Here is a 12,522-nt window from a genome sequence, read left to right on the forward strand (position 1 = left end):
CCCGATATCTACACTCCTACTATCGTGGGCAGCGTCTGTTGTTTATATGACACCGCGACCCCCCCGGCCGGCGTGGGCGTCGGCGCGGCCCGCGCCGCCGCCGACCCCGCTCCGCTGCGCACCGTCCGGGTGAGCACCAGCGCGGAGCTGGCGGCCGCGTTCGCCGGCGCCGTCGCGGGCGACCGCATCGTGCTCGCCGACGGCGAGTACTCGATGGTCAAGCTGGCCGACAAGGCCGGCACCGCGGACCACCCGATCGTGATCGAGGGCGCAACCCTCGGCGGCGCCGTCGTCACCGGCGGCCAGCTCGAGGTCACGCGGTCGCAGCACGTCGTCGTGCGCGGCCTGGCCTGGCGCAACGCCGCGACGCTCAAGATCGAGGCGTCCACGAACGTGCGCCTGACCCGGAACGACTTCCGGCTGGCGTTCGTGCCCCCGGCCGACCCGTCCTCCTCGCGGCACTGGGTGTCGATCGCGGGGGAGGGCAGCGGCTACAACCGCGTGGACCACAACGCGTTCGCCGGCAAGACCGTGCTGGGCAACTACGTCACGGTCTACGGCGGCGCGACGCAGATCTCGCAGCACGACCGGATCGACCACAACTACTTCGCCGACAGCCCGGCCCAGCCCGTCAACGGCGGGGAGGCGATCCGCCTCGGCGTCTCGGCGCTGTCGGACTCCAGCTCGTTCGCGATCGTGGAGCACAACCTGTTCGAGAACTGCGACTCCGACCCGGAGATCGTCTCGCTGAAGAGCGACGACAACACCGTCCGGTACAACACGTTCCGCACGTCGGCCGGCTCCGTCGTCGCCCGCCGCGGGGACCGCAACGCCATCCACGGCAACGTGTTCCTCGGCGGGGGCAAGGCGGGCACGGGCGGGGTGCGCCTCTACGGCGACGACCAGCGCGTGCACGACAACTACTTCGAGGGGCTGGCGGGCTCCGGCTACACGGCGGCGCTCCAGGTCGACGGCGGCGACGTGGACGGGTCCGGCTCGACGTCGGCCCACTGGCGCGTGCACCGGGCGACGATCGTGCACAACACGTTCGTCGGCAACGTGTCCAACATCGAGCTCGGCGCCAACTACGTCTACCCGCCGGCCGACGTGACGATCGCGAACAACGTGGTGGTCGGCTCGACCGGGCGCCTGTTCGCCGAGCACAAGGCGACCGACGGCCTGACCCTCGCCGGCAACGTCGCGTACCCGCAGGGCGACGCGACGCTCGGCATCACGGCCCAGCCGGGCCAGATCCGGGTCGCCGACCCGCTCCTGGTCCGCTCCGGCGGGCTCTGGCGGCTGCGCCAGGGACCCGCCGTCGACGCCGCAGCGGGCACCTACCCGTTCGTCGTCGAGGACCTGGACGGGCAGCCGCGCGACCAGCACCGGGACGTCGGCGCGGACGAGGTGTCGACCGCACCCGTGCTGCGGCACCCGCTGACGGCGTCCGACGTCGGGCCGCAGTCCGACCTCTGACCGCTCCACCTACCAGTCCCACCCACCTGTCCCACCCACCTGTCCCACCCCTCCGGAGGAGATCCATGGCCCTCTTCGACAAGCCGCTCGACGAGCTGCGCGCCTACCGCCCGCAGCCCGAGGAACCGGCGGACTTCGACGCGTTCTGGAAGCAGACGCTCGACGCCGCCGCGGCCGTCGCGACCGAGCCCGTCACCGTGCCGCACGACGCCGGGCTGGCGACCGTCGAGGTGCACGACGTGACCTTCTCCGGGTGGGCGGGGCAGCCCGTCAAGGCGTGGCTGCTGCTGCCGCGCCGGCGCACCGGGCCGCTGCCCGCCGTCGTGCAGTACATCGGGTACAACGGTGGGCGCGGCGTCCCGTGGGAGTGGCTCACCTGGAGCGCCGCCGGGTACGCGCACCTGGTCATGGACAACCGCGGGCAGGGCGGCGGCGGCAAGACGACGGCGGACACCCCCGACGTCGCGCCCGACGGGCACGGGTCCTCGTCACCCGGGTTCCTGACCCGCGGCATCGAGGACCCCGCCAAGCACTACTACCGCCGGCTGATCACCGACGCGGTCCGGGCCGTGGACGCCGTCAAGCAGCTCCCCGACGTGGACCCCGAGCGGGTCGCCGTGCTGGGCGGCAGCCAGGGCGGCGGGCTCGCGCTCGCCGTCGCCGGCCTGCGCGACGACCTGGCCGGGATGATCGCCGACGTGCCGTTCCTGAGCCACTACCGGCGCGCCTCCCAGATCACCGACCTCGGCCCCTACTCCGAGATCGCGCGCTGGCTCAAGGGCCACCGGTTCGAGATCGAGACGGCGATGCGCACGCTCTCCTACTTCGACGCGACGAACTTCGCCGCCCGCGCCCGCTGCCCCGGCTGGTTCTCCGTGGCGCTCATGGACAAGGTCTGCCCGCCGTCCACCGTCTTCGCGGCCTACCACCGGTACGGCGGGCCCGCGCAGATCGAGGTGTTCCCCTACAACGAGCACGAGGGCGGCGGCGCGTACGACACGCCCCGCAAGCTCGCGGCGCTCGCGGAGGTGCTCGGCCCCCGGTGACCTCCTCCGCCGGGTCGCCGTCCGCCGCGCCGCGCGTGCTGGTGGCCCTGTACGTCAACACGTTCGTCATGGCCACGGGCTTCTACCTGCTGGTCCCGCTGCTCGCCGTCCACCTGTCCGGACAGCTCGGCTTCGGGCTCGCGCTGGTGGGCCTGCTCGCGGGGATCCGCGCCGCCGCGCAGCAGGGGCTGCAGCTCCCCGCCGGGATGCTGGCCGACCGGTGGGGCGTGCGCCGGACCATCGTGGCCGGCGTGCTCGTGCGGGCGGCGGGCTTCGGCGCGCTGGCCCTGGCGACGACGCCGGTCGCGGTCGGCGCGGCCGGGCTCGCCATCGGCCTCGGGGGCGCGCTCTTCCACCCGGCGAGCTACGCGGCGTACGCCCGGCTCGGCAGCGCGCGGCCGGACGTCTTCGCCCGGCGGGAGGCGCTGAGCAACGCCGGGTTCGTCGTGGGCCCGCTGCTCGGCGGGCTGCTGGTCACGGCCGGGTTCGACGTCGTGTGCGCCGTGGCGGCGGCGCTGTTCCTCGCCGCCGCGCCGCTCACCTGGTGGGGGCTCGGGCGGGCGGTGGAACCGGGGCCGGCGGTGGTGGAGAACGCTCCCGCCCGCCCGGCCCGCGGGGTCCGCCGCGACGCGCGCCGCGGGCTGGTCGTCCTGCTGCTGCTCAACGCCGGGTCGTGGGCGATCTTCACCCAGCTCCAGCTCGTGGTGCCGCTGCGGCTGGAGAGCGCGCTCGGCAGCAGCGTCGCCGTCGGGTCGGCCTATGCGGCGGCGGCCGTGCTCGTGCTCGCCACGACCGTGCCGGTGACGCGCTGGCTCCAGGCGCGGCTCCGCCTGCCCGTCGTGCTCGCGCTCGGCGCCGGGACGATGGGCGTCGGCATCGCCCTGCTCGGCGGCGGCCCGGGGCTCGGGTCGCTGGTGGCGGGGATGACGGTGTTCACGCTCGGCCAGATGGTGTTCCAGCCCGCGATGAGCGCGGTCGTCGCCGCCGGCGCGCCGGCCGGGTCCGTCGCGACCCGGTTCGGCGTCAACGGGCTCGCGCTCGCGGTGGGCGGCGTCGTCGGATCGTCCCTGGTCGGGGCGCTGCTGGCCGGCCCGCTCGCCGGACCGGGCTGGGCCTGGGCGGGCTTCGCCGTGGCCGGCGCGCTGCTCGCGGCGGGGTACGCGCGGGCGCGGATCGGGTAGGGCCGGGCTACGGCGCCGTCGTGCTCCGCGCCGCCCGGCGGCGCTCCACGACCCGGGTGAGCAGGGCGACGACGGCGCCCCCGGCGAGGGTGCCCACCAGCACGAGCAGCGCGCCGACGGCCCAGAGCCCGGAGTCGTCGTCCGACGCCGCCTGCACCGTCCAGGCGACCGTGAACGGCAGGGCCACGGCGAGCACCGCGACCCACGCGGGGGCGGCCAGCGTGCCGACCACCACCAGTGCGATCAGCACGAGCACGCACGCGATCACCTGGGGCGCCTCGTACGGCCCGGTGACGGCGCCGGTCGCGGGGTCGACGTCCCGGACGGTGTCCCGGCCCAGGAAGATCCACCAGGCCGCGACGGTCAGCACGACCACAAAAGCCGTGGTCAGGACGGGGGAGAGCTGCTTCCGCGTGGTCATGTCCTCACCCTGCCCTCGATCCGGGCGAAAAGTGCTGTGACATCCCGGAGCGGGGCGCGTCTGAGGTACATGACACACACGACCGGCACCGTGACGTCGTCCTCCATCACCGACCTGCGGACGGCCCCTGTGGCCGCTCCCCACGAGAGCACCGTGACCCGCACCCTGGTTGCTCTCGACATCGACGGAACGCTCCTGGGGGCCGACGGGATCGTCCCGGCCGTGACCGTCGGGGCCGTCCAGGGGGTGCGACGCTCGGGCCACCACGTGGTCCTCGCCTCGGGCCGGTCGCTGGTGGGGGTCCTCCCCGTCGCGGGCCAGCTCGGCATCGACCAGGGCTGGGCCGTCGCGTCCAACGGGGCGGTCGTCGCGCGCGTCGACAGCGCCCTGCCCAGCGGCTACCGGATCGAGACGATGCACTCGTTCGACGTCGGGCCCGTCGTCCGGCTCGCGCGGGCCGCCCTGCCCGCGGTGCAGGTCGGGGTGGAGGAGGTGGGCTGGGGGTACCGGGTCAACCGCGTCTTCGAGCGCGGGCTGGTCAACGGAGAGCAGCGCCAGGTCGCGGACACTGAGCTGTGGAACGTGCCGTCCTCGCGCGTGATCCTGCGCGGCGACGGCGTGCTGACCCTGCTGGAGCCGCTGCGCGAGCTGGGCGTCACGGCGACCCCCGCCGGACCCGACTGGGTCGACGTCACGCCGCGGTCCCTGAGCAAGGCGACGGCGCTCGAACGCATCCGGCAGCGGGTCGGGGTGGATCCGGCCTCGACCCTCGCGGTGGGGGACGGCGTCAACGACCTGGAGATGATCGCGTGGGCCGCGCGCGGCGTCGCGATGGGCCACGCCCCGGCAGCCGTGCTCGACGCCGCGGACGAGGTGACCGGGCGGATCGAGGAGCACGGTGTGGTCGCGGTCCTGAGCATGCTGCGGTGACCCTGTCCGCGGCGCCGTCGTCACGGCCTGCAGAACATGTCGCGGCGCGGCAGGTCGCCGTCGACCAGGAAGCGCGTCGTGGTGTTCAGCGCGCAGTGGTTGGGCCCGTAGACGTAGACGCCGTGCCCGCCGGCGTCGACGCTGACCAGCCGCGCCCGGTCGCCGAACGCCTCGCGCGTGAGCCGCCCGCCGAGGTGCGGGGTGCCCGGGTCCCGCAGGTTCTGCAGCACCAGGACGTTCTCAGGACCCTCGGTGGTGAACTCCACCGGGGCGTCCACCGGGTCGTCGTGCCAGAAGGCGCACGGCGTGATGTTCGCGCTCGCCCCGCCGTACAGCGGGTAGCGCTCGCGGTCGGCGGCGACGGCGGCCCGGTAGGTCTCGACGTCCTCCGGCCAGTCGGTGTCGTTGCAGGTGACGGCGAGGTAGGACGACCAGGCGTTGTCGAACGGCGACGGGGCGGCGGCGTCCGACGTCGGCGCGGCAGCAGGCTTCTCCGCGACGGCGGCGGGCACCTGCGCGACGGCGGCCGGGGTCCCGGGCACCGTGGACCGGAGCGTCTCCTGGGCCTGACCCCGCGCGGCCGCCACGTCGCCGTCGGCGAGCGCCTGCCAGAGCTGCGCCGCCGCGGGGAAGCTCTCGTCCGTGTAGACCTGGACGAACATCAGGAACCGGAAGAACGCTCCGTCGAGGCCGTCGGCCGGGTGCTGGTCCAGCTCGCCGGCCAGCTCGAGGTAGCCGGCCCGCACCTCGCGGGGCGTGCGCCCGAGGCCGTAGCTGTCGTGCCGCGCGGCGGCCCACCGTGCGAAGTCGGGGAAGCGGTCCTCCATGCCGAGCCCGAACCGGCGCTGCGCGTCGTAGTCGAGCGACGTCGCCCCGAGGTTGCTGTCCAGCACGACCCGGTCGCTCCGCTCCGGGAACAGGGAGGCGTAGGCGGCGCCCAGCGCGGTGCCGTACGAGGCGCCGTAGAAGCTCAGCTTCTCCTCGCCGAGCACCGCCCGGATCAGGTCGACGTCGCGGGCGGTGTTGCCCGTCGTCATGTGCCGCATGCGGCCGTCCGTGTCATGGGCCGCGCACTGGTCGGCGATCTGCTTTGCGGCCCGCGCCTGGGCGGTGACCGCGGCGTCGTCGGGTGCGTACGGCGGGATGTTGCCCCGGTAGTCCTGGTCCGCGGTGAACCCGCAGCTCACGGGGGAGGAGTGGCCCACCCCGCGCGGGTCCATGCCGATCAGGTCGTAGGCGTCCAGGACCGTGTCCGGGATGCCCCGCTGCGCCAGGTCGGCCGGCTGGGCGAGCCCCGAGCCGCCCGGGCCGCCCGGGTTGAGCAGCAGCACGCCCCGGCGCCGCTCGGGCTGGGTGCTGGCCAGCCGCGAGATCATGACGTCGATCTGCTCGCCCTCGGGCGCGTCGTGGTCGAGCGGCACCGGGACGGTGGCGCACTCCAGCGGCACCGTGGTGACCACGTCGTCCGGGCAGGCGCCCCAGTCAGGCGCCGCGGTCGGTGTTCCCGCCCGGACGTCGGTGCCGGCCCGGGCACCGGCGCTCGCGGCCGGTGCCGCCAGCAGGGCCCCCACGAGTCCCGCCACGACGGTCAGCACCAGTGCTGGTCCAGCTGTCCGGCGGCCCGCTGTCCTTTGCCCGGCTGTTCGTCGTCGATCCATGTCGCATCCCCTGTCCGGTGGTTCGTCGGCACGTGCGAGAACCACTCGACCCCGTGCCCTCGGGGCACGGTCAACCGGGGCGGGTGTGACTCAGGTCACGCCCGGGGCCGGGCCATCCGCTCCTCGCGGAGCGCCACCTCGAGCGCCACGAACGCCACCACGTCGAGGACCAGGCCGAACGCCGCCGTCCACCGCACGGCCCGGAACACCAGGAGCTGCGTGAACAACAGGCTCACGAGCACCGCGCGGCGCACCCAGACGGCGCCCTGGAGGTGGTTGCGCCGGCCCACCACGACGCCGACGCCCAGCAGCACGACGGACACGCCCACGGCCGCGAGGATCGCGGCGCCCGTCCACGCCGGCACCCCGTCGACCTGTCCGGCCAGGACCCGCACGCCGACGGTCGCCTCCGCCGCGCCGACCGCCAGGAGCAGCACGATGACCAGCCACGCGGCCCAGGCCCGGTCCACGAGGGAGTCCAGCCACCGGACCACGGCCCGCACCCCGGCGCGGACCGGGTCGGGCACGTCGGCGTCGTCGGCGGGGACGGTCTCGACCAGCTCGGCGACCTGGCGGGCGCCCGGCTCACCGGCGCCCTTCGCGGCGAGCCCGCGCGCCTCGTCCCGGGCCGCGGGAGTGAACCCGCCGGCCAGGCCGGCGGCGAGCCGGTCGGCGGCCACGGCGAGATACTCGGCCGGGTGGTGCGCCCGGCGGCCGTGCAGGCCCTCGACGACCAGCACGAGCACCACGGTGACGAAGTAGATGATCGCGGCGGTGGGGGCGTAGAAGTAGTCGTTGTCCGAGGTGACGAACTTGCCGACCTCGTCGATGAACAGCCCGAAGCCCACGCCGCCGAGCAGCGCGCCGAGCGAGCGTGGCACCGGGCCGACGTACGACAGCAGGAGCATCATCGCCAGGGCCATGAGGAGCCCGCCCCACAGCACGTGGGCCAGGTGCAGCCCGCCCCCGCCGATCTGCGGGTAGCCCGTCGCCGCGAGGTACGCCCGGGTGGCGAGCACGGTCACGACGCTCGCCACGAGGAACGTCACCAGGTGCCGCACCGCCGCCGTGTCGCGCGGCGCCCCGAGCCGCAGCAGGTGGCCGCGGCCCGCGAGGCCGCCCGTCCCGGTCGTGCGCTGGTTCGTCATGCCAGTCTCCCCTCGGCCTGGCGCGGGTCGCGCCGGCTCCAGGAGCATCCTTCCGCATCGCGCGGTCCAGGGGGCTACCCCTACCTCGATGAGGGTGGCCAGCCCGGCTGTGCCGGCGTCGGCCCGTCGATAGCGTCGCCGGCATGAGACTCGTGCACCGCCGCGCCGTCGCGGCCGCCACCCTCGTCTGCCTCGCCGCGTCCATCGGGTCCGCCGTCGCGGCGCCGGACCCGCAGACCTCGATCGCGGCGCCGCCCTCGACGGCGGCGCTGGTCCAGCAGGCCGAACGGATCGTCGCGGCGGGCACGCCCGGGGTCGTCGTCGGGACGCGCGACGAGCGCGGCCAGCGGACCGTCGTCGCCGGGACCGGTGACCTGCGCACCGACCGGGCGCCGCGGCCGGACGGGCAGTTCCGCGTCGGCAGCGTCACCAAGTCGTTCACGGCCGTCGTCGTCCTGAGCCTCGTCGCGGACGGGCGGATCGAGCTCGACGCCCCGGTGGCCCGCTACCTGCCGGGTGTGCTGCCCTACACCGAGCCGATCTCGGTGCGCGAGCTGCTGCAGCACCGCAGCGGCCTGTTCGACTACGGCGACGTCCTGTGGGCCGACCCGGAGCTCGTGGCGCGCTCCCGCTTCGCGGACCACGAGCCGGCCGAGCTCGTCGGGATCGCCACCCGGGAGCCGCTCGGATCCGCCCCGGGGACAGAGTTCGGCTACTCCAACACCGACTACGTGCTGCTCGGCATGCTCGTGGAGCGCGTCACCGGGAAGGACTACGCGGACGAGCTGGAACGGCGGGTGCTCGGTCCGGCGCACCTGCGGGACACCTACGTCTCCGGGCACGGGCCGTGGCTGCGCCGCCCGGCGATGCGCGGGTACGAGGCCGTGGGCCCGACGGCGCGGCTGACCGACCTGACCGCCTACAACATGTCGGTCGCACCGGCGAGCGGCGACATCGTGTCCACCGCCCGCGACGTGAACCGGTTCTACGCGGCGCTGCTCGACGGCCGTCTGCTGCCTGACCGGCTGCTGCGGGAGATGCGGGAGGCCCTGCCGGCCTTCCCCGGCTTCGACTACGGCCTGGGGCTCGGGCGCACCGAGCTCTGCGGCCAGGAGGTCTGGGGTCACGTCGGCGGGGTGCCGGGGTACGGCACCTACAGCTTCACCGACCCGCGCAGCGACCGGCAGGTCACGGTCGTGGTCAACCAGGGGATGACGCAGAGCGCGGCGGCGGAGGACGCGGCCTACGCGCTCGTCGCGCTCGAGCTCTGCGGCGAGCCGGCGGCCGGGTAGCCGCGCGACCGCCCTCCTGACGACCCGGGCCCAGACGGTGCCCGGGCGGGCGTCAGGCCGTGCCCGGGCTGCCGGCCGGCGGCGCCTGCCAGCGGTAGCGCAGGGAGACCATCCGCAGTGCGAACACCAGCGCGGCGACGGCCGAGCCCGTGCCGATGTTGAACCAGTCCGCCCACACCAGCGCGCTGGTCAGCGCGGCCCCGAGCAGCGCCGGGATGGCGTACAGGCCGCGGGCGCGGAAGATCTGCGGCACGTCGTTGGCGATGACGTCGCGGATCACGCCGCCGCCCACCGCCGTCACCAGGCCGAGGATCGCGGACGCCACCGGGTTCATGCCCGCGGCCAGCGAGACGAGCGTGCCGGTGACCGCGAAGAGCGCCATGCCGGCGGCGTCGAACGTGATCAGGAGGTCGTGGAAGCGGCGCACGACGTGCGCGAAGAAGTACACGACCACCGCGGCGACGACGGGCGGGACCAGGTAGACGGGCGAGTCGAAGGCCCGCGGCACGCCGACGTCGAGGATCACGTCGCGCAGGATGCCGCCGCCCAGGCCCACGCAGGTGCCGAGGAGCAGCGACCCGACGATGTCGAACTGCCGCTGGGCGGCGAGCAGCGAGCCCGACACGGCGAAGAAGAAGACGCCCAGGAGGTCCCCTGCGAGCTGCGTCCACTCCACGTCAGGTTCCTTCCGGCGGCAGCGAGGTCACGGGACCGGGACCGACGACTCCCGGGTCACTATGCGGCACGGTAGCTCCTCGATGCCCGAGGCCGCCTGTCCCTCGATCGCCTCGAACAGCCGCCGGGCGGCCACGCGGCCCACCTGCTCCAGGTTCATGTCGACGCTCGTGAGCTGCGGCCGGGTGTTCGTCGTGAGCACCGCCCAGTTGTCGAACCCGATCACGGAGATGTCCCGGGGCACGTCGCGGCCCGACTCGCGCAGCGTGTCGAGCACGCCCCGCGCGATCTGGTCGCTGCCGCAGAAGAAGCCGTCGACGTCCGGGTACTGGTCCAGGATCATGGCCGCCACCCCGCGGCCCCAGCCCTCGCTCCACGACCCGAAGAACGTGCGGCCGCCCACGAGCTCCAGCCCGGCCTCCGCCATGGCGCGCTCCGCGCCCCGGCTGCGGTCCTGCGCCGCCGCGTACGAGGCGTCGCCCGTGACGTGCGCGATCTTCCGGCGTCCGCACGCCATCAGGTGGTCGATCGCCAGCCCGCCGGCCTCCACGTTGTTGGCCGTGATCGAGATGTCCTCGGGGTTCTCCGACGGCGCGTACGCGTAGACCACGGGCACCGGCAGGTCGCCGGCCAGGGGCGGGCGCGGGTCGGTGCGCGAGCCCACGACGATCAGCCCCTCGACGCGCCGGGACAGCAGCGCGCGGATGTGGTGCTGCTCGCGGATCGCGTCACCCCGCGCGTCGCACAGGAAGACCGACACCTGGCCGGCGCCGAACGCGTCCTCCGCGCCCATCAGCACGGGGATCGAGAAGCGGCCCTCCAGGTCGGACGTGAGCAGGCCGACGGTCCCCGTGCGGCCCTGCAGCAGCCCGCGCGCCAGCGCGTTGGGCGCGAACGAGAGCTGCTCGGCGGCCTCGAGCACCCGCGTGCGGGTCTCGGCGCGCACCTGGGCACGACCGTTGATCGCCTTGGACGCGGTGGCGATCGAGACGCCCGCGAGGCGGGCGACGTCGGTCAGGGTGGCGGTGCGCGGCGTTTCGCCCGAGGCCATGGCTTCCTCCTGGAGTGTCGAAGTCGAACAGTACCGAAAAGGTGTAACACAAACGTGACGAAGGTTCGTCCTTGACGCGGTGGCACGCCCACCCTACAGTCGCAGAAAGCCTTTTCGGACGGTTTCGGCAACGGGTGTCCCATCCTCGTCGAACGGCCGAGTGACGACGAAGTCAAGGAGACTGATGATGGCTACCCACCGCAGGGCGAGCGCGAGGCTCGTTGCCTCGTTCCTCGCGGCCGGCCTGGCGAGCACGGCGCTCGCCGCCTGCAGCACGTCGAACGCGGACGGCGGCACCCAGGAGGCGCAGGTCTCGGCCGAGGGCGTCGACGACGGCACCGAGCTCACGCTCTGGACCCGCGCCCCGCTGGAGCAGCAGGCGAACCTGCTGGTCGAGGCGTACAACGCGTCGCACGAGAACCAGGTCGAGCTCACGGTCGTGCCGAACGACGACTACGTGGCCAAGGTCGGCGCCGCCGCCGGCAGCGGCGGCCTGCCCGACCTGTTCGCGGCCGACATCGTGTACGTGCCCAACTGGGTGCAGCAGGGCCTGTTCGCCGACGTGACCGACGCGATCGCCGAGCTCGACCACGCCGACCAGATCAACCAGGGGCACCTGGCCGGGGGCACGCTGGACGGCCGGCAGCACGTGCTGCCGTTCGTGCTCGACGTCTCGGTCATGTTCTACAACAAGGACCTCTACGAGCAGGCCGGCCTGGACCCCGAGCAGGGGCCGACGACGCTGGCCGAGTTCTCCGAGCAGGCCAAGGCCGTCGACGAGCTCGGCGGCAACGTGAACGGCACGTACTTCGGCGGCAACTGCGGCGGCTGCCTCGTGTTCACGTGGTTCCCCCAGATCTGGGCCGGGGGAGAGGACGTGATGAACGCCGAGGGCACGGAGTCGCTCCTGGCGGGTGAGACCGCCCAGGAGGTCTACGGCGTCTGGAAGGACCTCGTGGACTCCGACGCCGTGGGCGAGGGCTCCAAGGAGGAGACCGGCGCCACCTGGACCGGCCCGTTCCTGGAGGGCGAGGTGGGCGTGATGCCGTTCCCGGCCACCATGCTCGCCACCGCGGACGAGGCGCTCGGCGAGGTGGGCGTGGCGCCCATCCCGGGGCCCGACGGCGGGGCGTCCACCTTCGTGGGCGGCGACGGCATCGGCATCTCCAAGGACTCGGAGAACGCCGACCAGGCCTGGAACTTCATGTCCTGGCTGATGTCGGAGGAGGCGCAGGTCCAGGTGCTGGCCAAGAACGGTGACGTGGTCTCGCGCGCCGACCTGGCGGAGAACGAGTACTCGTCCAAGGACCCGCGGGTCCTGGCGGTCAACGAGGTCGCGGCCCAGGGCAGGACGCCGCTCGCGATCAACTTCCAGCAGGCTTTCAACGCCCCCGGCAGCCCGTGGATGACGATGATCCGCAACGAGGTGTTCGGCGCCGGCGGCACCGTGGAGCCGGACAACGAGGAGATCACCGCCGTGCTGGGGCAGTAGCCGCCCCGGTCGACGTCAGCGTGGTGGCGCCCCCCCCCCCGGGGGCGGGGCCCCCCCCCCCCGGGGGGTGAGTGTATTGCCGTGGCCCCCCCCCCCCCCCGGCCGCCCCGCGCGAGGGGGGCCCCCCCCCCGGGGGCGGGCGGCGGCCGGGC

Annotated in this window: 11 protein-coding genes; 6 read left to right on the forward strand and 5 right to left on the reverse strand. The window is 74.2% G+C overall.

The genetic code is table 11. The features are described from left to right. The 3 genes from ACFWEJ_RS20430 to ACFWEJ_RS20440 form a co-directional block, all read left to right on the forward strand. A partial coding sequence (locus ACFWEJ_RS20430) for a polysaccharide lyase 6 family protein (protein WP_377231026.1) occupies window positions 1-1,476 on the forward strand: 1,476 nt, incomplete at its 5' end. Window positions 1,477-1,541: 65 nt separating this feature from the next. Further along, window positions 1,542-2,522: an acetylxylan esterase gene (locus ACFWEJ_RS20435; RefSeq protein ID WP_377231027.1), complete on the forward strand. Its 981-nt coding sequence runs from the start codon at window positions 1,542-1,544 to the stop codon at window positions 2,520-2,522. Then, entirely contained in the window at window positions 2,519-3,703 is a 1,185-nt protein-coding gene (locus tag ACFWEJ_RS20440; protein WP_377231028.1) for an MFS transporter, read from the forward strand. The genes ACFWEJ_RS20435 and ACFWEJ_RS20440 overlap by 4 nt, the downstream gene beginning before the upstream one ends. A 7-nt stretch (window positions 3,704-3,710) precedes the next feature. Here the strand turns inward: ACFWEJ_RS20440 and ACFWEJ_RS20445 are convergent, their stop codons facing one another. Further along, entirely contained in the window at window positions 3,711-4,124 is a 414-nt protein-coding gene (locus tag ACFWEJ_RS20445; RefSeq protein WP_377231029.1) for a hypothetical protein, read from the reverse strand. A 69-nt stretch (window positions 4,125-4,193) separates the two neighbouring features. Between ACFWEJ_RS20445 and ACFWEJ_RS20450 the strand changes: the two genes are divergently transcribed. Continuing rightward, complete coding sequence (locus ACFWEJ_RS20450) at window positions 4,194-5,054, forward strand: HAD family hydrolase (protein WP_377231030.1); 861 nt, start codon at window positions 4,194-4,196, stop codon at window positions 5,052-5,054. 20 nt (window positions 5,055-5,074) lie between these two features. On the opposite strand, the gene ACFWEJ_RS20455 is transcribed toward ACFWEJ_RS20450, so the two are convergent. After that, the gene (locus tag ACFWEJ_RS20455; protein WP_377231031.1) at window positions 5,075-6,649 is read right to left on the reverse strand and encodes an alpha/beta hydrolase; all 1,575 of its coding nucleotides are present in this window, start codon (window positions 6,647-6,649) and stop codon (window positions 5,075-5,077) included. 158 nt (window positions 6,650-6,807) lie between these two features. Further along, on the reverse strand, window positions 6,808-7,860 hold the full coding sequence (locus tag ACFWEJ_RS20460) for a hypothetical protein (RefSeq protein WP_377231032.1): 1,053 nt from the start codon (window positions 7,858-7,860) through the stop codon (window positions 6,808-6,810). Window positions 7,861-8,003: 143 nt separating this feature from the next. On the opposite strand from ACFWEJ_RS20460, the gene ACFWEJ_RS20465 reads away from it, so the two are divergent. Then, window positions 8,004-9,152: a serine hydrolase domain-containing protein gene (locus ACFWEJ_RS20465; RefSeq protein WP_377231033.1), complete on the forward strand. Its 1,149-nt coding sequence runs from the start codon at window positions 8,004-8,006 to the stop codon at window positions 9,150-9,152. A 52-nt stretch (window positions 9,153-9,204) separates the two neighbouring features. Here ACFWEJ_RS20465 and ACFWEJ_RS20470 read toward each other — a convergent pair whose 3' ends face one another. Together ACFWEJ_RS20470 and ACFWEJ_RS20475 are read right to left on the reverse strand one after the other, a co-directional pair. Further along, window positions 9,205-9,828, reverse strand: coding sequence for a trimeric intracellular cation channel family protein (locus ACFWEJ_RS20470; RefSeq protein ID WP_377231034.1), 624 nt, complete (start codon window positions 9,826-9,828; stop codon window positions 9,205-9,207). A 27-nt stretch (window positions 9,829-9,855) separates the two neighbouring features. Then, on the reverse strand, window positions 9,856-10,878 hold the full coding sequence (locus tag ACFWEJ_RS20475; RefSeq protein ID WP_377231035.1) for a LacI family DNA-binding transcriptional regulator: 1,023 nt from the start codon (window positions 10,876-10,878) through the stop codon (window positions 9,856-9,858). 187 nt (window positions 10,879-11,065) lie between these two features. On the opposite strand from ACFWEJ_RS20475, the gene ACFWEJ_RS20480 reads away from it, so the two are divergent. Beyond that, window positions 11,066-12,370: an ABC transporter substrate-binding protein gene (locus ACFWEJ_RS20480; protein WP_377231036.1), complete on the forward strand. Its 1,305-nt coding sequence runs from the start codon at window positions 11,066-11,068 to the stop codon at window positions 12,368-12,370. Window positions 12,371-12,522 lie beyond the last annotated feature (152 nt).

Source organism: Promicromonospora sp. NPDC060204 (assembly GCF_042728455.1).
Taxonomy (GTDB): Bacteria; Actinomycetota; Actinomycetes; order Actinomycetales; family Cellulomonadaceae; genus Promicromonospora.